The sequence below is a fragment of the Pseudaquabacterium terrae genome (assembly GCF_013266755.1).
GTDB lineage: Bacteria > Pseudomonadota > Gammaproteobacteria > Burkholderiales > Burkholderiaceae_C > Pseudaquabacterium > Pseudaquabacterium terrae.
On the sequence record NZ_JABRWJ010000007.1, the window covers coordinates 364,552 to 384,024 of the forward strand.

At 69.6% G+C, this 19,473-nt stretch carries 13 protein-coding genes; 5 read left to right on the forward strand and 8 right to left on the reverse strand.

What is annotated here, in order from left to right:
- Window positions 1-28: 28 nt before the first annotated feature.
- From HLB44_RS23745 to HLB44_RS23760, 4 genes are read right to left on the reverse strand one after another with little or no spacing between them, the layout of a single operon-like run.
- Entirely contained in the window at window positions 29-3,535 is a 3,507-nt protein-coding gene (locus HLB44_RS23745; protein ID WP_173128072.1) for a transglutaminase family protein, read from the reverse strand.
- A gap of 17 nt (window positions 3,536-3,552) precedes the next feature.
- A complete protein-coding gene (locus HLB44_RS23750; protein WP_173128075.1) occupies window positions 3,553-4,512 on the reverse strand; it encodes an alpha-E domain-containing protein in 960 nt (319 codons plus the stop codon).
- Window positions 4,513-4,527: 15 nt separating this feature from the next.
- The gene (locus HLB44_RS23755; protein WP_173128078.1) at window positions 4,528-6,075 is read right to left on the reverse strand and encodes a circularly permuted type 2 ATP-grasp protein; all 1,548 of its coding nucleotides are present in this window, start codon (window positions 6,073-6,075) and stop codon (window positions 4,528-4,530) included.
- Window positions 6,072-8,528, reverse strand: a complete 2,457-nt coding sequence (locus HLB44_RS23760; protein WP_173128081.1) for a DNA internalization-related competence protein ComEC/Rec2 — start codon at window positions 8,526-8,528, stop codon at window positions 6,072-6,074. Before HLB44_RS23760 ends, HLB44_RS23755 begins: the two co-directional genes overlap by 4 nt.
- Before the next feature lie 50 nt (window positions 8,529-8,578).
- Between HLB44_RS23760 and HLB44_RS23765 the strand changes: the two genes are divergently transcribed.
- The 5 genes from HLB44_RS23765 to HLB44_RS23785 all read left to right on the forward strand — a co-directional run bounded on the left by HLB44_RS23765 (window position 8,579) and on the right by HLB44_RS23785 (window position 13,089).
- Window positions 8,579-9,037, forward strand: a complete 459-nt coding sequence (locus tag HLB44_RS23765) for a RidA family protein (RefSeq protein ID WP_173128084.1) — start codon at window positions 8,579-8,581, stop codon at window positions 9,035-9,037.
- Entirely contained in the window at window positions 9,034-9,516 is a 483-nt protein-coding gene (locus HLB44_RS23770; protein WP_343051509.1) for a disulfide bond formation protein B, read from the forward strand. Before HLB44_RS23765 ends, HLB44_RS23770 begins: the two co-directional genes overlap by 4 nt.
- Window positions 9,517-9,655: 139 nt before the next feature.
- A complete protein-coding gene (locus HLB44_RS23775; protein WP_173128087.1) occupies window positions 9,656-11,260 on the forward strand; it encodes a hypothetical protein in 1,605 nt (534 codons plus the stop codon).
- Window positions 11,247-12,353 (forward strand): sensor histidine kinase, encoded by a 1,107-nt coding sequence (locus tag HLB44_RS23780; RefSeq protein ID WP_173128090.1) that lies wholly within the window; start codon window positions 11,247-11,249, stop codon window positions 12,351-12,353. Before HLB44_RS23775 ends, HLB44_RS23780 begins: the two co-directional genes overlap by 14 nt.
- Before the next feature lie 10 nt (window positions 12,354-12,363).
- Window positions 12,364-13,089, forward strand: a complete 726-nt coding sequence (locus HLB44_RS23785; RefSeq protein ID WP_173128093.1) for a LytR/AlgR family response regulator transcription factor — start codon at window positions 12,364-12,366, stop codon at window positions 13,087-13,089.
- A 2-nt stretch (window positions 13,090-13,091) separates the two neighbouring features.
- Here HLB44_RS23785 and HLB44_RS23790 read toward each other — a convergent pair whose 3' ends face one another.
- The 4 genes from HLB44_RS23790 to HLB44_RS23805 all read right to left on the reverse strand — a co-directional run bounded on the left by HLB44_RS23790 (window position 13,092) and on the right by HLB44_RS23805 (window position 19,332).
- The gene (locus HLB44_RS23790; RefSeq protein WP_173128096.1) at window positions 13,092-14,393 is read right to left on the reverse strand and encodes a cellulase family glycosylhydrolase; all 1,302 of its coding nucleotides are present in this window, start codon (window positions 14,391-14,393) and stop codon (window positions 13,092-13,094) included.
- Window positions 14,394-14,526: 133 nt separating this feature from the next.
- Complete coding sequence (locus HLB44_RS23795; protein WP_173128100.1) at window positions 14,527-15,582, reverse strand: 2-oxoacid:ferredoxin oxidoreductase subunit beta; 1,056 nt, start codon at window positions 15,580-15,582, stop codon at window positions 14,527-14,529.
- A gap of 76 nt (window positions 15,583-15,658) precedes the next feature.
- A complete protein-coding gene (locus tag HLB44_RS23800) occupies window positions 15,659-17,497 on the reverse strand; it encodes a 2-oxoacid:acceptor oxidoreductase subunit alpha (RefSeq protein WP_173128103.1) in 1,839 nt (612 codons plus the stop codon).
- On the reverse strand, window positions 17,494-19,332 hold the full coding sequence (locus HLB44_RS23805; protein WP_246312425.1) for an FAD-dependent oxidoreductase: 1,839 nt from the start codon (window positions 19,330-19,332) through the stop codon (window positions 17,494-17,496). The genes HLB44_RS23800 and HLB44_RS23805 overlap by 4 nt, the downstream gene beginning before the upstream one ends.
- Window positions 19,333-19,473: the final 141 nt, after the last annotated feature.

The window sequence follows — 19,473 nt, forward strand, 5'->3', positions numbered from 1 at the left end:
GCAGCCGCATCGGGCATGCCCCCCGGAATCAGCGGCCCGCGGTGCGCAAATCGAGCGTGAACGGGAATTCCAGCGACCGCTCGGGCTCGCCGACCTGCATCCGCCCCGGCGTGTGGCCGATCGTGAAGAAGCGCGCCAGGCGGCGGCTCTCGGCCTCGAAGGCGTTGACCGGGAAGGTGGCGTAGCTGCGGCCGCCCGGATGGGCGACGTGGTACTGCCCGCCGCCGAGCGAGCGCTGCATCCAGCGGTCGACCAGATCGATCACCAGCGGGGCATGCACACCGATCGTCGGGTGCAGCGCCGACGGCGCCTCCCACGCGCGGTAACGCACGCCGCAGACGAATTCACCGACCCGGCCGGTGGGCTGCAGCGGCACCGCGACGCCGTTGACGGTCACGACATGGCGCGAATCGACCAGGCCGCTGGCCTTGATCTCCAGCCGCTCCAGCGATGAATCGACGTAGCGCACCGTGGTGCCGGCAGCGCCCTCCTCGCCCATCACGTGCCAGGGTTCGAGCGCGCTGCGCAGCACCAGCTGCACGCCGCGGGCAGTGAGCTCTCCGACCTTCGGGAAGCGGAACTCGAAGTGCGGCGCGAACCAGTCGGGTCGGAAATCGAAGCCGGCCAGGCCCATGTCCTCGAGCACGTCCTCGAAGTCCATCCAGATGAAAGTCGGCAGCAGGAAACGGTCGTGCAGCTCGGTGCCCCAGCGCACCAGCTCGGCGCGATAGGGCTCGTTCCAGAAGCGCGCGACCAGAGCGCGCAGCAGCAGCTGTTGCACGACGCTCATGCGGGCATGCGGCGGCATCTCGAAGGCGCGCAATTCCAGCAAGCCGAGCCGCCCCGTCGCCGAGTCGGGCGAATACAGCTTGTCGATGCAGAACTCGCTGCGGTGCGTATTGCCGGTGACGTCGACCAGGATGTTGCGCAGCGTGCGGTCGACCAGCCACGGCGGCAGCGCATCACCGTAGACCGTCTTGCTGCGCTCGATCTCGCCGAGCGCGATCTCCAGCTCGAAGAGCTGGTCGTTGCGCGCCTCGTCGACGCGCGGCGCCTGGCTGGTCGGGCCGAGGAAGAGGCCCGAGAACAGGTAGCTCAAGGAGGGATGGTTGTGCCAGTACGCAAGCAGCGAGCCGAGCAGGTCGGGCCGGCGCAGGAACGGCGAATCGGCCGGCCGCGCCCCACCGAGCACGAAGTGGTTGCCGCCGCCGGTGCCGGTGTGGCGGCCGTCGAGCATGAACTTCTCGGTCGACAGGCGCGATTGCCACGCTGCGTCGTAGAGGAATTCGGTGTGCTCGACGAGCTCCTTCCAGTCGTGCGCCGGGTGGATGTTGACCTCGATGACGCCGGGATCGGGCGTCACCTGCAGCAGCTTCAGCCGCGGATCGCGCGGCGGCGGATAACCCTCGAGCACGATCTTGACGCCCTGCGCGGCGGCCGTGGCTTCGATGGCGGCGAGCAGCGCCAGGTAGTCCTCCAGGCGCTCCAGCGGTGGCATGAAGACGTACAGCACTCCTGTCGGTGCGCCGACGCTCTCGGCCTTCGGGCCGTTGGCGCGGCGTGGATCGCGTGCTTCGACGACGAGCGCGGTGCGGGTGATCCAGTGCGCGGACTCATGGCGCTGCGGTGCGCGGGTCGGATCGACCGCAGCCAAGTCGCTGCCGGGCACGGGGCCACGGCCGCGGCCGCGTGCGCCGGCAGTGCCGGCCGCGCCCGCGGCGCCGGCTGCCTCGAGGCCCACATCCCGCACGCCGCGCTGCACGCCGACCATGCCCCCCTCGGCAAAGCCGCCGCCGATCTGGTGAGACGCGTACTGCGTGCGCAGCGTCGCGGCCGCCGGCAGCGCATCACGCGGCGCGAACGGATCGGTCTCGATGTGGTACGGGTAGTCGGTGCTGGTGACCCAGGGCAGCGAGTCGAGCGGCAGGCGCAGGCCCATCGGCGAATCGCCGGGGAACAGGTACATGCGTTCGTCGCGGAAGAACCACGGGCCCGTGATCCAGCTTGGGCCGCTGAGCGCCGGGCCCTCGGCCGGCTTGATGGGCAATGCGTAGCCGACTTCGTGCGACAGGCCTTGCTCGAAGATGCGGCGCAACCGGATGCGCTCGAGCTCGTCATCGAGCTTCGCATCGAACGGGTCGACGTTGACCGGCAGCCGGCGCTCGCGCCACAGGTAGTACCAGGTGTCCTCGTAGCCGGTCTGCACATGGTCGGCGGTGATGCCCAGCCGCTGCGTCAGCGCGACCATGAAGGCCTTCGCGTCCTTCGAGGTGTAGTGATGCGGGTCGCGTTCGTCGGCGAAGAGCGACGGGTCGTGCCAGCAGGGCTCGCCGTCGGCGCGCCAGTAGATGTTCAAGGCCCAGCGTGGCAGCTGCTCGCCGGGGTACCACTTGCCCTGGCCGAAGTGCAGGAAACCGCCCTTGCCGTAGTGGGCGCGCAGCCGGTGCACCAGGTCCTGCGCCACCATGCGCTTGGTGGGGCCGAGCGCGTCGGTGTTCCACTCGGCGCCGTCGCGGTCGTCGACCGAGACGAAGGTCGGCTCGCCGCCCATCGTCAGCCGCACGTCGCCGGCGACCAGCTGTTCATCGACGGCGTCGCCGAGCGCCAGTACTTGCGACCACTGCTCTTCGGTGTACGGCTTGGTGACGCGCGGCGACTCCCAGATGCGGCTGATCGACATCGCGTGCGCGAACTGGACCTCACTCTCGTCGACCGCGCCCGACACCGGTGCCGCGCTCGACGGCTGCGGCGTGCAGGCCAGCGGAATGTGGCCCTCGCCGGCCATCAGCCCGGAGGTCGGGTCGAGCCCCACCCAGCCGGCGCCGGGCAGGTAGACCTCGCACCAGGCGTGCAGGTCGGTGAAGTCGATCTCGGTGCCGCTGGGACCGTCGAGCGCCTTGACGTCGGATTTGAGCTGGATCAGGTAACCGGAGACGAAGCGCGCCGCAAGCCCCAGGTGGCGCAGCGCCTGCACCAGCAGCCAGCCGGTGTCGCGGCACGAGCCGGAGGCGTTGACCAGCGTCTCTTCCGGCGTCTGCACGCCCGGCTCCATGCGGATCAGGTAGCGGATGTCGTGCTGCAGCCGCTGGTTGATCTCGACCAGGAAGTCGATCGTGCGCCGCTCGCGCCGGTCGATCGACGCCAGGAAGGCGGCGAAGGCCGGCGTGGCCGCTTCCTTCACGAGGTAGGGCGCCAGCTCCTGCGTCGTTGCGTCGTCGTAGCCGAACGGAAAGTTCTCGGCCGCCGGTTCGAGGAAGAAGTCGAACGGGTTGTAGACCGCCATCTCGGCCACCACGTCGACGGTGACCTTGAACTCGGTCGTCTTCTCCGGGAAGACCAGGCGCGCGAGGTAGTTCGAGAACGGGTCCTGCTGCCAGTTGATGAAGTGGCCTTCGGGCTCGATCTTCAGCGAGTACGACAGGATGTTGGTGCGGCAATGCGGCGCCGGCCGCAGCCGCACGATCTGCGGGGAGAGGGCAACGCGGCGGTCGTACTTGTAGTGGGTGACGTGATTGAGGGCAACGTGAATCGACACGGCGAGCCTTTTCTTCTTTATGCGGGCACGAGAAAGTCGCGGCTGATGCCGGCGCCGATGTCGTTGACGCGATCAAGGAACTGCGTCAGGAAGGCGTGCAGTCCAGTCGCCAGGATCTCGTCGATGCGGCCGAACTGCAGGTCGCTGCGCAGCCGGCCGGCGCGGCGCTGGGTCTCACTGCTGAGCTCGTTGGCCACGTGGTCGAGGTTCGCCACCAGCTCATTGAGGCAGGCGGCGAGCGAGCGCGGCATGTCGGGGCGCAGGATCAGGAGCTCGGCGACCTTGTCCGGCCTGATCACGTTGCGGTACACACGGCGGTAGATCTCGAAGCCGGACACCGACCGAAGGATGGCTGACCAGTGGTAGAAGTCGACCTCCGGTGCGTCCTCGTGGCCCCAGGCGCCGAAGTAGTCGCCGGCCAGCGCGTGGAACTTGACGTCGAGCAGCCGCGCGGTGTTGTCGGCACGCTCCAGGAAGGTGCCGATGCGGATGAAGTGCAGCGCCTCGTCCTGCAGCATCGTGCCGACGGTGACGCCGCGCGACAGGTGCGAGCGGAACTTGACCCACTCGAACAGCGCCGCCGGATCACGCTCGAAGCCGCCGCTGTCGCGCAGCAGGCGGTTGAATTCGAGCCAGGTCTGGTTCGTCGTTTCCCACAGCTCGGTCGTCAGCGTGCCGCGCACCGCGCGCGCGTTCTCGCGCGCCGCCGACAGGCAGGAAACGATCGACGACATGTTCTGCGCATCGCGCACCATGAACTGCATGACGTTCCGGGCATCGGCGACGTCGTGCCTGGCGCGGAAGGCCTTCGTCAGCTCGGAGATGCCGAGCACCCCCTGCCAGCCCTGCTCGTCGCGGTCTGCCGATTGCGGCAGCAGCGAGGTCTGGTAGTTGACGTCCAACATTCGAGCCGTGTTCTCGGCGCGCTCCATGTAGCGCGCCATCCAGAACAGGTGATCGGCGGTTCGCGACAGCATCGTGGTTCCCCTCCCTCAGCGCTGGCGCTGTGATTGCGACTGCGATTGCGACGATTGCGATTGCGTTTGAGACTGCGACGACTGGCCCATCGAGGTCAGCGCCCCCGGCACCGTGTCGCGCCCGGGTTCGTCCTCCAGCACCCAGGTGTCCTTGGTACCACCCCCTTGGCTACTATTGACGACCAGCGACCCCTCCTTCAACGCGACGCGCGTCAGCCCGCCGGGCACCATCTGCACGCTCTTGCCCGACAGCACGAAGGGCCGCAGGTCGATGTGGCGCGGCGCGATGCCGCGTTCGACGAAGGTCGGGCAGGTCGACAGCGCCAGCGTCGGCTGCGCGATGTAGTTGCTCGGGTTGGCCAGCAGCTGGGCGCGGAATTCCTCGATCTCGGCCTTGCTCGCCGCGGGGCCGACCAGCATGCCGTAGCCGCCGGCGCCATGCACCTCCTTGACCACCAGCTCGCTCAGGTGGTCGAGCACGTACTGCAGGTCCTTGGGCTCGCGGCACAGGTGCGTCGGCACGTTCTCGAGGATCGGCTTCTCGCCGAGGTAGAACTCGACCATCTTCGGCACGTACGGGTAGATCGACTTGTCGTCGGCGACGCCGGTGCCGATCGCATTGCACAAGCTGATGTTGCCCTTGCGGTAGACGTCGAGCAGCCCGGCGCAGCCGAGTGTCGAGTTCGGCCGGAAGGCCTGCGGGTCGAGGAAGTCGTCGTCGACGCGGCGGTAGATCACGTCGACGCGCTTCGGCCCCTGCGTCGTGCGCATGTAGACGAAGCCTTCCTTGACGAACAGGTCCTGGCCTTCGACCAGCTCGACGCCCATCTGCTGCGCGAGGAAGGCGTGCTCGAAGTAGGCGCTGTTGTACATGCCGGGCGTCAGCACCACCACGGTCGGCTCGTTGACCGAGGCCGGCGCGACGTCGCGCAGCGTCTCCAGCAGCAGGTCGGGATAGTGCGCGACCGGCGCGATGCGGTGGTTGGCGAACAGCTCGGGGAACAGCCGCATCATCATCTTGCGGTTTTCGAGCATGTAGCTCACGCCCGAGGGCACGCGCAGGTTGTCCTCCAGCACGTAGTAGGTGCCGCTGCCGTCGGGCCGCGCGGCGCGCACGATGTCGATGCCGGCGATGTGCGAGTAGATGCCGCCCGGCACGTCGACGCCCATCATCTCGGGCCGGAACTGCGCGTTCTTCAGCACCTGCTCGGCCGGCACGACGCCGGCCTTCAGGATCTCCTGGCCGTGGTAGACATCGTGGATGAAGCGGTTCAGCGCGGTCACGCGCTGCTCGAGCCCGGCCTGCATGCGCTGCCACTCGTCGGCCGGGATGATGCGCGGGATCAGGTCGAACGGGATCAGCCGCTCGGTGCCGGCGCCGTCCTCATCCTTGGCGCCGTAGACCGCGAAGGTGATGCCGACGCGGCGGAAGATCATCTCGGCTTCCTCGCGGCGCGCCGCCATCAGCTCCGGCGGCTGCTGCCCCAGCCAGCGTTCGAAGCCCCGGTAATGCGGCCGCACTGCGGCGGCCGTGGCCTGCATCTCGTCGAAACTCGGGGTCATTGTTTGCCTTCTCCTGCGCTGGGAATAGCAACATTCGCACCACCGTCCGCACCAGATTCCGGCGCCTGCCAGTGCCAATAGCGGCGCCGCACCTCACGCGTGCATCGTGCCGCACCATCGTGCCACATCCATGCACCGCAACGGTCCGTGCGAACCACGGGTATTCCCAGAGCGGCATAACGCGCCAACACGTCGGACACCGGGTGGCCGAAGCGGTTGCGATAGCCGGCCTGCACCACCGCCACGCGCGGCTGCACGGCGCGCAGGAAGGCCTCGCTCGAGGAGCTGCGGCTGCCGTGGTGCGGCACCAGCAGGATGTCGCTGTGCAGCCGGTCGGCGGGGTGGCGGCGCAGCAGCGCGGCTTCTTCTTCGGCGCCGATGTCGCCCGGCAGCAGCGCGCTTCGGCCCTGTCCATCGACGACGCGCAGCACGCAGGACAGTGCGTTGGGTCTGCGCGGCGCGCCCGTGTAGTCGGAATCGTCCGGATGCAGCAGCTCGAAGTGCACCCCGTCCCAGGTCCAGGACTGGCCGCTGGCGCAGCGGGTGTTGGTTCGATCGGCCGACAGCAGCGCATGCCCCGGCTCGAGCGAGCTGAGGAGCTGCGGCACCGGCAGCCCGGCCAGCAGCGACGCGGCGCCGCCGACGTGGTCGGCATCGCGATGGCTCAGCACCAGTTGGTGAATGCGCGTCTCGCCGCGGGCGCGCAGCAGTGGCAGCAGCACGCGCTCGCCGGAGTCGCTGTCGCGGCCGAGCGGCGGGCCGCTGTCGTAGACCAGCAGGTGGCCGCGCGTGCGCACCAGCACGGCGGTGCCCTGCCCGACATCGGCGGCGACCAGCTCGAAGGTGCCCGCGGCGGGCCGATGCACCGGTGGCCAGAGCATCGGCAGCAGCAGCGGCACAGCCAGCCAACGCAGCCGCCATGGCAGCGGCAGCACCATCAACAGTGCGCCGGCGAGGCCGCAGGCGACGCCCCAGGCCGGCGCGGCGGCCACGGTCCACAGCGCACCGGGCCCGCCGGCCAGCAGCTCGAGCACCGTGCTCAAGCCGCGAATGGCCGCCGCGCCCAGCAGCCACAGCGGCGGCAGCAGGCTGCCGAGCAGCGCCAGCGGCGTGATCAACAAGGTGACGAGCGGGATCGCCAGCAGGTTGGCGATGAAGCCGACCAGCGAGACCTGCTGGAAGAACAGCAGCGACAGCGGCGCGAGGCCGATGGTGGCCACCGCCTGGCTGCGCAGCAATCCACCAAGCCGGCCGGGCACGCTGCGCGCGGCAGACGATGGCCGCGCCGTCTCCGACGCCATCAGCAGCCCGACCGCCGCGAACGACAGCCAGAAGCCCGGCTGCAGCAAGGCCCACGGGTCGAGCGCGGTCACCACCACCGCCGCCAGCAGCAGCACCAGCGGCCACGGCCAGCGCCAGCCGGCACTGCGCCAGAGCACGCCGACCGCCAGCATCAGCAGCGTGCGCTGCGCCGGCACGCCCCAGCCGGCGAGCAGCGCATAGGCCGTTGCTGCGATCAGGCCGCCCCAGCCGCCGGCCACCGGCGAGGGCAGCGCCGTCGCGCCGCGCGGCCAGCGCCGCCATAGCGCGCCGATCATGGCGCCGGCGAGCCAGGCGAACATCGTCACGTGCAGCCCGCTGATCGACATCAGGTGCGCGATGCCGGTGCGGCGGTACAGGTCCCAGTCCTCGCGTTCGATGGCGGCCTGGTCGCCGACGGCCAAGGCCGCGAGCACGCCCGCCGCACGCGCATCGGGCACGTGGCGCTGGATCGCATCGCGCAGCGCCTGCCGCAAGCGCTCGACCGGATGCGCGACGCCTTCGGCCAGCAGCATCGGCGCGGCCGCGCCGCGCGACGCGGCGCGCACGCTGCCGGTGGCACGCACACCGCGCTCCCACAGCCAGAGCTCGACGTCGAAGCCGCCGGGATTCAGCACGCCGTGGGGCTGCTTCAGCCGCACCGGCAAACGCCAGCGCTGGCCGGCTCGCAGCGTGCTGCGCGGCTCGGCACCGGGCTCGTCATCGGACAGCGCGCTGTACCAGCCAAGCGAGATCAGGCCCGGGATGTCGACCGGGGCCCCGCCCGCGCTGGCCTGCTCGACCTCGAACAGGAAGCGCGTGCCGGCGGCGCCGGCATTCGGCAGCGCGGCGATGACGCCGGTGAGCACGAGGTCACGCCCTTCGAGTGCCGGATCGAGCTGCTCGGCGAGCCGCAGCGATGCGCGTCCGCCGGTGCTGGCGAAGGCCAGCAGCGCCAGCCCGAGTACCGCGGCGATGCCGAGCCGCCTCCGCGCGCCGGCCCACAACAACAGCGCCAGGCCGATGCCGAGCAGCAGCCCGTACGAACCGATCGGCCACAGCGCCGGCTGCTGCAATTGCAGCGCAACGCCGCCGAGCCAAGCCCCTCCCCCTGCTGCGATGCGCCATCCCGGGTTTGTCCCTGGTATTGGCATCGCCCCAGTGTAGGATGCCGACCCGCATTTCTTCCCCCTGCGAGCCCCCCATGTCCGTCTACGGCAAGCTCACTGAACTGGGCATCACGCTGCCCCCCGTCGCCACCCCCGCCGCCGCCTACGTGCCCTTCGTGCACACCGGCAAACTGGTCTTCCTGTCGGGCCACATCGCGAAGAAGGACGGCAAACCCTGGGTCGGCCAGCTCGGGTTGACGATGGGCACCGAAGAAGGACAAGCGGCGGCCCGCGCGATCGCCATCGACCTGCTCGGCACCTTGCACGCCGCGGTCGGCGACCTGAACAACATCACGCGCATCGTCAAGCTGATGAGCCTGGTCAACTCGACCGCCACCTTCACCGAGCAGCACCTGGTGACCAATGGCGCATCGAACCTGATCGGCGAGGTCTTCGGCGCGACGATCGGTGCGCATGCGCGCAGCGCCTTCGGCGTCGCGCAGGTCCCGATGGGCGCCTGCGTCGAGATCGAGCTGATCGCCGAGGTGAAGTGAATCAGCGTCGACGCGCAGCGCCCGGGTTCGCGCTGATTGCGCTGCTGGCCTTCGGCGCGGTCGGCGTCGCGCTGTACACGCAGCATGCGCGGGACATGCAGCCCTGCCCGTGGTGCGTGCTGCAGCGGCTGGTCTTCGTCGCCATCGGCGCCTGGGCGGTGATCGGCTTCGTGATGCGCGGCGGCCTCGGGCAGCGCGTCGTCGCGATCATCGTCTCGCTGCTCGCCAGCGCCGGCATCGCGGCCGCGCTGTGGCAGCACTTCGTCGCGGCCGCATCCGCCTCGTGCAACCAGACCTTCGCCGACAAGTTCATCGCCGCCACCGGCCTGGACGGCCTGCTGCCCGATGTCTTCGCCGCCTACGCGTCCTGCGCCGACGCCAAGGTCGACCTGTTCGGCGTGCCATACGAGTTCTACAGCCTCGCGCTGTTCGCGGTGCTCGACATGCTGGCGGTGCTGACGCTGCTGCGCCGGCGTTGAAGCCCCATGCGTGGCGCCGCTCAGGCCGCCCGCTGCACCACTCACCGCACTGAATCAACCACCCGCCGGGCTGGCCCTCGCCGGCCGCGGCGCGTCACCGCAGCATCCGGCCTCTTTCACGACGAAGGAGGAACGGATGATGGATCGACGCAACTTCTCCCGCCTGGCCGCCAGCGCCTGTGCAGCCCCGCTGGCCACGCTGGTCGGCTGCGGCGGCGGTGCCGACACAACCGCCGACACCGGACCGCAACGCCAGGCGCTGGGTTCGACGACCGGCACCGGCCGCCCCACGGTGGTCAAGTGGCACGCCACGCCGAACCCCACCGGCCTGCGCATCGGCTTCTGGGAGACCTTCGGACGGCGCGACGTCACGCTGGCCAGCATGGGCCGCCGGCCGAGCGCGCGCGTCGGCTTCGACAACTGGTCGGCGATCGAGACCGCGCCCGGCGTCTACGACTGGCGCGACAACGAGCACGCGGCCGACACGCACCGCTACGGCGAGAGCGTGCTGACCGCGGTCAACATCAGCTTCGCGATCCCGCGCTTCTACCAGGACGACGCGTCCGGCAACGTCGACATCGAGAACCCGGCCACCCGCGCGGCGGCGCTGAAGTTCCTGCGCGCCTACGTGCGGCGGCTGCTGAAGCGGCACGGCGCGCTGGCGCTGACGATCGACTACGAGATCGTCTCCAACTTCAAGCTCTACCGCCCCGATCCGCAGCGCGACCACCGTGCCCGCGCCTGGGGCCGTTGGTACGTCGAAGCCGCTGCAGCCGCGCGCGACGAGGCGGCGCAGCTCGGCTTGCCGCCGGGGCAGCTGACGCTGCAGCCGATCGTCAATGGCGATCCGCTCGATCCGGCCAACCCGATGTCCGGCGGCGCGGCGATGAACCCCTGGCTGGTCGACGTGATGGCGGTGTCGGACGTGCTGGCGCTGGACACCTACCACCGCGATGCGTCGCGCCCGGTCGATCCGACCTACACGCTGCGCATCATCGACTACTGGCGCCGCGAGTTTGCCGCCGGCAAGCCGGTGGTCGTCGCCGAGCACGGCTTCAGCAGCATCGTCAGCGATGGCGGCGACGACGCGCACCTGGGCGACCCCGACAAGTTCCACGGCACGCGCGCCGATCAGCTGGCCTACTACGACCGCCTGTTCACGATGCTGCTGGAGGCGAACCAGCCGGCCGGCATGTTGAGGAACCAGCTGCGCGGCCTGCACCTGTGGTCGATCACCGACAACCTGGTCAGCGACAAACCGCATTCGCGCTACTACGGCCTGCACGAGAAGGACGGCGCGCCGAAGCCAGCAGCCGCCGCGATTCAACGCGCCATCCGCCTGATCGAAGGTGACCAGCTCAACGACGGTGATCCGCTGCACCGGCCGTACCACCGCTCGCAGTCCGATCCCGCGAACCTGGCCGACAGCTTGCGGCTGGGCACGCAGCCGGTGAACCTCGTGTTCACCGAGGGTGACCACTTCGAGTTCCTGCGCTACCGCGACCAGGGCGCGCCGGCGCATGCCCGATCGGCGCGGCTGAAGGTCGCGCTGGCGCAGCCGGGCTCGCTGCTGGTCTGCGTCAACGGACACTGGCTGCACGAACCGAAGGCGGACCCCGTCCACCTTTCGGCACACTACAAGTTCGGCGCGGCCGATGGCGGCAACGTGATCGACGTGCACGCCACGGCCGAAGTCTTCCCAGCCCGCCACCAAGTCCTGTCCCTGCGCATTGCCTACGACTGACATCGAGACCCCGGACACGGCGCCCTCCCCGCGGGCGCTGGAAGGTTATGCCGGCGTGCTGGCCTCGTTCGCGCTCGGGCTGGCGGCGCTGGTCGTCGCGCTGGCCACGCACAAGCCGCGCATGGCCTTGCTGCAGGTGCTGCCGACGGTGGTCGCGATGCTGTTCGGCGGCGGTGCCGCGGCGCTGTGGCTGCTGCGCCGGCGCCAGGCCATGCCGCTGTGGGCACTGCTGGTCGGCCCGGCGCTGGCCACGTCGGCGGCGATGCTCGGCACCGTGCTGCTGCTGGCGACGCTGCACGGCAAAGTGCTCGGCGTGGTGTTCGCCCGCCCCATCGTCGAGCGCGGCCTGCTCGCCGCGCCGCTGCTCGGTGCGCTGGTCGGCGGCGGTTTGTGGCTGCTGGAGCGCACGCGCCAGCGCGAGCGCGCCGCATGGGCCGCGCAGCAGCTGGCGCGCGCCCACGAGAAGCAGCTGCAGCACGAGCGCGCGCTGGCGCAGCTGCAATTGCTGCAGGCGCAGATCGAGCCGCACTTCATCTACAACACGCTGGCCAACCTGCGCCAGCTGGTGAAGCTGGACAGCGCGCGGGCGCTGCAGATGCTCGACCACCTGATCCGCTACTTCAAGCTGGTGCTGCCGAGCTTTCGCGCCGACCGGCTGCCGCTGCGCGACGAGCTGGCGCTGGTCGAGGCCTACCTCGACCTGCTGCGCGAGCGCATGGGGCGGGCGATGACGCTGCAGGTCGACCTGCCCGAGGCCTTCGCCGGCCTGTCGCTGCTGCCCGGCGCGCTGCTGTGCCTGACCGAGAACGCCGTCAAGCACGGCCTGCCGGAGGACGATTCGCCGCTGCGTCTGCAGATCGGCGTGCGGCGCATCGGCGCGACGCTGCTGCTGACGGTGCGCGACAACGGAGGCGGCCTTTCCGCCGGGGCTCCGGCGCCTGCCGGCACGGGCCTGGCCAACCTGCGCGAGCGGCTGCGGCTGCTGTACGGCGCCGGCGCCGAGCTGCAGCTGCACAACGCCCATCCCGGCTGCGAGGCGGTGCTCGTGCTGCCGTGGGAAGAGCCGCGCGGCGCCATGCCGGATAACACATGAGGAGAGCGTCATGCGCGCGCTGATCGCCGACGACGAACCGCTGCTGCGCGCCGAGCTGCGCGAGGCGCTGGCGCTGGCCTGGCCGGAGCTCACGATCGCTGCCGAGGCCGGCGACGGCCGCGCCGCGCTGAAGGCCGCGCTCGAGCTGCGGCCCGAGGTCGTGTTCCTCGACATCAGCATGCCGCACCTCGACGGCCTGGCCGCCGCGCAGCGCCTGCGCGAACGCGGCTACGGCGGCGAGATCGTCTTCGTCACCGCCTACGACCAGCACGCGCTGGCGGCCTTCGATGCGCGGGCGGTCGACTACCTCGTGAAGCCGCTGGAGCCCGAGCGGCTCGGCGAGACCGTCACGCGGCTGAAGGCGCGGTTGGCGTCGGCGCCAGCCGCGTCCGCCGCGCCGCCTGCAGAACAGGCTTCACCGTGGCTGCGCGTGACCCGCGGCACCGCGACGCAGCTGATCGCGCTCGACGACATCGCCTGCCTGCGCGCCGTGCCCGGCTACACGCAGGTGATCACGCGCGCCGGCGAGCACCTGGTCGAGCTGGCGATGAAGACGCTGCAGGAGCGGCTGGACCCGCGCTGCTTCGTGCAGGTGCACCGCGCCAGCATCGTCAACCTGCACTTCATCGCCCGCATCCTGCGCGAGCGCCCCGGCCACTGCGTCATCGAGCTGAAGCACGGCCTCGGCCGCGTCGAGGCCAGCCGCAGCGGCGCCGAGCTGCTGCGCGCCCTTTAGCCTCAGCGCGGGCTCTCCCAACGCGAGGCCAGCTCGGTGTAGAAGCGAATCGCCGCGTAGTTCGGCGGCAGCAGCGTGCGCCCCCCGCTGTCCGGCCCGGCGGCGTTGTACGACCAGCGCGTCCAGTGCAGGCCCCGGTCCTCGAAGAAGTCGATCAGGTCGCCTTCGTAGGCCAGTTGGCCGAGCGCCTCCGTGCTGGCGCCGAACTGGTCGACATACAGCGGCACCTGGTGCCGGTCGCGAAAATCCAGCGCCCACTGCAGGTACCACGGGATGAAGCCCTTGCTCAGCGTCTTCTGGTAGTTGCCCGGCTTCACGCGCTGCTCGTTGAAGACCTTCTCCGGCTGCGCGGCAGGGTCGGCACCCGCGAGCAGCGATCCATAACCGTCGACCGGATCGGCGAAAGGATAGGTCGGCTTGCAATCGCCCGTTGGCAGGCACGGCAACGTCCAGGTGCCGTGGTTGATCCATTCCTTGGGCACCAGGAAGTTCACCGCATAGACCACGCGCCCGGCATAGGCCGCGATGAAGTAGTCGTCGAGCCGGTACTCCATCGTGTCGTAGTTGTAGTTCGGGCCGATGAAGAACGGCGTGCGCCGGTCGACGCGGCTGATCTCGTCCATCAGCGCCCGCTGGAAGCTCACCAGCGTGGCGACCGGATTCGCCGCGCCGGTCTTGTCGGCACTCGGCTCGGCGAGAAGACCATAACCCGCGATGTAGTCGGTGCCCCGGAAGCGCTCGGCAAGGAAGCGCCAGGTCTTGCGGTAGTAGCCGAAGTTCGGGCAACGCACGAGCTCGACCTTCGGATCGCAAGGCCCCGTCTTGCGGATGTCGTAGAAGTCGGGATGCGTGGTGAAGGCATCGCTGCCGCGCATCTCCAGCACCATCCACAGCCCGCGCGAACGCGCCGCCGCGACCCAGCCATCGATCTGCTGCAGGTAGTCGTCGCGAAAACCGGAGGGCGTGTCGGCGCGGGTGTCCTTGCTGTAGGTGATGCGCAGCCGGATCGTGTTCATGTTGAACTGCCCGGCGATGATCGCCGCGTCCTGCGCGTCGATGCCGTCGACATTGACGCCGCGCAGCCTCACGGCGCGCCCCTGCGGATCGAGCAGCGTCGTGCCCTGGATCGTCAGCCGCAGCGGCGCGCAGCCGGTGCTGCCGCAGGCGCCGGCCGCCGCGGCTTGCGCGGTCTGCATGCCGTCCGCGCCATCGCTGCCGCCGCCGCCACCACCGCAGCCGGCCAGCAGCCAGGCCGCGCCGAGCATCGCCGCGCGGGCGATCGGTCGCCAGGTCATCGTGTCCATCGGGCCCCCTTCGAGCTTGTCGCTCGTCTGCACATGCGCAGACGGTAGGAGGGCTCGGCCCGGCGATGAAGTGGCAACCCGGCGAACGAGCGCGCCGGCCCGCTGGACGGCCCGAATCAGGCGCCGAGCTGCGTCAGCGCAGCGACGCGTTCAGCTTGTCGAGCGCCGCGTGGCCCGGGCACAGCTCGGCTTCCCCGAGCGCATTCAGCGGCTTGGCGACGGTGTTCAGCGCCTGGTGCATGTCGCCGGCCTCGGCGTCGACGTAGAGCAGCCCGGTGGCGATCTCGCCGCGCGCGGCGTAGGCCTGCACCTGGTTCATCGCCGCGATGCGGTCGGTCGGGTCGTAGTTGGCGTGCAGCTTGCGCAGCCGCATCGTGCCGCCGTCGGGTCCGGGCAGGTCGACCGCTTCGCCGGGCGCCGGCGCGGCGCTGACTTCGGCATCGAGGTCGATGAAGTCGATGCGGCTGACGGCCTCGTTGTGCTCGCGCACGTAGTCGTAGCTGCGGGTGCTGCCGGCGTGGTTGTTGAACGCGACGCAGGGGCTGATGACATCGAGGAAGGCGGCGCCGCGGTGCGCGATCGCGCCCTTGATCAGCGGCACCAGCTGCGCCTTGTCGCCCGAGAAGCCGCGGCCGACGTAGGTGGCGCCCAGCTGCAGCGCGATGCCGACCAGGTCGATCGCCGCGTCGTTGTTGACGGCGCCCTTCTTGGCCTTCGAGCCGCGGTCGGCGGTGGCCGAGAACTGGCCCTTGGTCAGCCCGTAGACGCCGTTGTTCTCGACGATGTAGACCATGCGCACGCCGCGGCGCATCGCATGCGCGAACTGGCCGATGCCGATCGACGCCGAATCGCCGTCGCCCGAGACGCCGAGGTACAAGAGCTCGCGATTCGCGAGGTTCGCGCCGGTCAGCACGCTGGGCATGCGGCCGTGCACGGTGTTGAAGCCGTGGCTCGCGCCGAGAAAGTAGTCCGGCGTCTTCGAGCTGCAGCCGATGCCCGACAGCTTGGCGACGCGGTGCGGCTGGATGTCGAGCTCCCAGCAGGCCTGCACGATCGCCGCCGAGATCGAGTCGTGACCGCAGCCGGCGCACAAGGTCGAGACCTTGCCTTCGTAGTCGCGGCGCGTGTAGCCGACCGCGTTGCGCGCCAGCGTCGGGTGGTGCAGCCTGGGTTTGGCGAGGTAGGTCATTGGGGGGTCTCCCGCCGGGCCGCCCCAAGGGAGACGGCGCCCCCTCGGGGGGCAGCGAACAGAGTGAGCTCGGGGGTCATACGATTCGTTCGCGGCGCGGCGCGACGGCCAGCGCATGCACGTGCTTGGTGATCGATTGCGTGATGAAGCGCGCAGTGATCGGCGTGCCGTCGTAGTGCAGCACCGCGATCAGCCACGACGGGTCGATGTCCAGCTCGTTGACCAGCAGCGTGCGCATCTGCGCATCGCGGTTCTGCTCGGCGACGAAGACGTGGTCGTGCATCGCGATGAACTCGCGCACGCTGGGCGCGAACGGGAAGGCGCGCAGCCGCATCGCGTCCAGGTGGATGCCGTCGGCCGCCAACGCCTCGAGCGCCTCGTCCATCGCCGGCGCGGTGGAGCCGAAATACAGCACGCCCAGCCGCGTCTTCTTCGCTGCGGCGCGCAGCACCGGCTGCGGCACCAGCGTCGCGGCGGTGGCGAACTTGCGCAGCAGCCGCTGCACGTTGTACATGTAGTGCGGACCCGCCTCGGAGTAGCGCGCGTACTCGTCGCGCGTCGTGCCGCGCGTGAAGTACGCGCCCTTGTTCGGATGCGTGCCGGGCAGCGTGCGCCACGGCACGCCGTCACCGTCGACGTCCTTGTAGCGCGCGAAGTCCTTGCCCGCCTCGAGCTCCTCGGCGGTCATCACCTTGCCGCGGTCGTAGGCTTGCGACTCATCCCATGCGAAGGGCTCGCACAGGCGCTGGTTCATGCCGATGTCGAGATCGGTCATCACGAAGATCGGCGTCTGCAGCCGGTCCGCCAGGTCCAGCGCCACGGCCGAGAACTGGAAGCACTCGTGCGGATCCTGCGGCAGCAGCATCACGTGCTTGGTGTCGCCGTGCGACGCATAGGCGCTCGACAGCAGGTCGGCCTGCTGCGTGCGCGTGGGCATGCCGGTGGACGGACCGCCCCGCTGCACGTCGATGATCGTCATCGGGATCTCGGCGAAGTACGCCAGGCCGATGAATTCGGTCATCAGCGACACGCCCGGCCCGGACGTCGCGGTGAACGCGCGCGCGCCGTTCCAGCCGGCGCCGGTGACGATGCCGATCGACGCGATCTCGTCCTCGGCCTGCACGATCGCGAAGCGGTTCTGGCCGGTCGCCGGGTCGACGCGGTACTTGCGGCAGTACTTCTCGAAAGCCTCGGCCAGCGACGACGACGGCGTGATCGGATACCACGCGCACACGGTCGCGCCGCCGTACACGCAGCCCAGCGCAGCGGCGGTGTTGCCGTCGACGAAGATGCGCTCGCCGACGGCCTCGGCGCGCTTGACCGTCAGCCCGATCGGCGCCTTCAGGTGGTCCTTCGCGAAGCTGCGCCCGGCGTGCAGCGCGCGCACGTTCGATTCGAGCAAGCGCTCCTTGCCCTTGTACTGCTCGCTGAAGAGCATCTCGATCACCGCGGCGTCGACTTCCATCAGCACCGACAGCGCGCCCAGCACCATGATGTTCTTGAACAGCGTGCGCTGGCGCGGGTCTTCGTAGGTCGCGTTGCAGATCGCGGTGACCGGCATGCCGATGACGTTGATGTCGTCGCGGAAGGAAGAAGGCGGCAGCGCCTTGGTGCTGTCGTAGAACAGGTAGCCGCCGACTTCGAGCTCGGCGACGTCCTGGGCCCAGGTCTGCGGGTTCATCGCGATCATCATGTCGATGCCGCCGCGCCGGCCCAGCCAGCTGCGCTCGGACACCCGCACCTCGTACCAGGTCGGCAGGCCCTGGATGTTGCTCGGGAAGATGTTGCGCGGGCTCACCGGCACGCCCATGCGCAGGATCGCCTTGGCGAACAGCTCGTTGGCCGAGGCCGAGCCCGAGCCGTTGACGTTGGCGAACTTGATGACGAAGTCGTTGACCGCTTCGATGCGCTTCATGCCAGGGTCTCCACGCGCACCGCGCTCGTCGTCTTTGCATCACGGCACGCCGGCCCGGCCTTGGTCGTCAGCAGCAGGAACTTCTGCATGTCCCAGGCGCCGGTCGGGCAGCGCTCGGCGCACAGGCCGCAGTGCAGGCAGACGTCCTCGTCCTTGACCATCACGCGCTGCGTCTTCAAGGGTGCACTGACGTACAGGGCCTGTTCGGTGTTCAAGGCCGGCGCGCTGAGTTGCAGGCGCAGTTCGGGCTCGTCGGCATCGCCGGTGAAGCTGATGCAGTCGGTCGGGCAGATGTCGACGCAGGCGTCGCACTCGATGCACAGCTTGTCGCTGAACACCGTCTGCACATCGCAGTTCAGGCAGCGCTGGGCTTCCTTGAACGCGGTCGGCAGGTCGAAGCCGAGCTCCACCTCGACCTTGATGCTCTTCAGCGCCTTCTCGGCGTCGGTCCACGGCACCTTGAAGCGCAGGTCGTTCGACACCGCGTTGTCGTAGCTCCACTCGTGCAGGCCCATCTTCTGCGACATCAGGTTGACATGCGGCGGCGGGCGCTGCGTCACCGGTTCCTCGTGCAGCAGGCGGTCGATCGACACAGCCGCCTCATGGCCGTGGGCGACCGCGGTGATGATGTTCTTCGGCCCGAAGGCCGCATCACCGCCGAAGAAGACATGGGGCAGGTTCGACTGGAAGGTCACCGGGTCGACCGTCGGCATGCCCCATTCGTCGAATGCGATGCCGCTGTCGCGCTCGATCCACGGGAACGCGTTCTCTTGGCCGACGGCGACCAGCACCTCGTCGCATTCGAAGTCGACGTCCGGTTGCCCGGTGGGTTTCAGCGTGCGCCGGCCCTTCGCGTCGTAGACCGATTCGACGAGCTCGAAGCGCATCCCCACCAGCTTGCCGTTGTCGTGCAGGAAGGCCTTCGGCGTGTGGCACGGAATGATCGGGATGCCTTCGTGCATCGCGTCTTCCTTCTCCCACGGCGAGGCCTTCATGTCCTCGAAGGTCGAGCGCACGATGACCTTGACGTCGTCGGCGCCGAGCCGGCGCGCCGAGCGGCAGCAATCCATCGCGGTGTTGCCGCCGCCGAGCACGATCACGCGCTTCTTGACCGCGGTGACGTGGCCGAAGAACACGGACGCGAGCCAGTCGATGCCGATGTGGATATCAGCCTTGGCTTCCTCGCGCCCATCGATCTGCAGGTCGCGCCCGCGCGGCGCGCCGCAGCCGACAAAGATGGCGTCCCAGCCTTCGCCGAGCAGCTCCTTCATCGAGCCGATGTAGCGGCCCGACTTGAACTCGACGCCGAGGTTCAGGATGTAGCCGCATTCCTCGTCGATGACTTCCTCGGGCAGCCGGAAGCGCGGCACCTGCGTGCGCATGAAGCCGCCGGCCTTGGCGTCGCCGTCGAAGATCGTGACCGCATAACCCTGGCTCACCAGGTCGCGGGCAACGGTCAGCGAGGCCGGACCGGCGCCGACGCAGGCCACGCGCTTGCCGTTCTTCGGCAAGGGCCGGGGAATGATCGCGCGGATGCCGTCGCTCTTGAAGTCGGCCGCCACGCGCTTCAGGCGGCAGATCGCTACCGGCTCCGGCTTCGTGGCCTGCTTCTCCTCGACGCGGCCGCGTCGGCACGCGGGCTCGCAGGGCCGGTCGCAGGTCCGGCCGAGGATGCCGGGAAAGACGTTCGACACCCAGTTGACCATGTAGGCGTCGTCGTACCGACCCTGCGCGATCAGGCGGATGTATTCGGGGACGGGGGTGTGGGCCGGACAGGCCCATTGGCAATCGACGACCTTGTGGAAATAGGTCGGGTCGGCCACGTTGGTGGGCATCACGAGCGGCTGTCTCCTGCGGTGCATGGAGCGCCGTGGACCGGTCACCCGACCGGCCGGACCCGAACAAAACCCCGGGCCGATCCCGAACGCCCCTTCGTTGTGCGGGGCAGTCTACTCCCGGGCGTCCTCGGGGCGCGC

Coding starts and splice junctions, on each gene's coding strand:
- HLB44_RS23760 (WP_173128081.1), bottom strand. CDS start 8,528: ATGCCAATACCAGGGACAAACCCGGGATGGCGCATCGCAGCAGGGGGA.
- HLB44_RS23765 (WP_173128084.1), top strand. CDS start 8,579: ATGTCCGTCTACGGCAAGCTCACTGAACTGGGCATCACGCTGCCCCCC.
- HLB44_RS23775 (WP_173128087.1), top strand. CDS start 9,656: ATGGATCGACGCAACTTCTCCCGCCTGGCCGCCAGCGCCTGTGCAGCC.
- HLB44_RS23800 (WP_173128103.1), bottom strand. CDS start 17,497: ATGAAGCGCATCGAAGCGGTCAACGACTTCGTCATCAAGTTCGCCAAC.
- HLB44_RS23755 (WP_173128078.1), bottom strand. CDS start 6,075: ATGACCCCGAGTTTCGACGAGATGCAGGCCACGGCCGCCGCAGTGCGG.
- HLB44_RS23750 (WP_173128075.1), bottom strand. CDS start 4,512: ATGCTGTCGCGAACCGCCGATCACCTGTTCTGGATGGCGCGCTACATG.
- HLB44_RS23790 (WP_173128096.1), bottom strand. CDS start 14,393: ATGGACACGATGACCTGGCGACCGATCGCCCGCGCGGCGATGCTCGGC.
- HLB44_RS23795 (WP_173128100.1), bottom strand. CDS start 15,582: ATGACCTACCTCGCCAAACCCAGGCTGCACCACCCGACGCTGGCGCGC.
- HLB44_RS23785 (WP_173128093.1), top strand. CDS start 12,364: ATGCGCGCGCTGATCGCCGACGACGAACCGCTGCTGCGCGCCGAGCTG.
- HLB44_RS23805 (WP_246312425.1), bottom strand. CDS start 19,332: ATGCCCACCAACGTGGCCGACCCGACCTATTTCCACAAGGTCGTCGAT.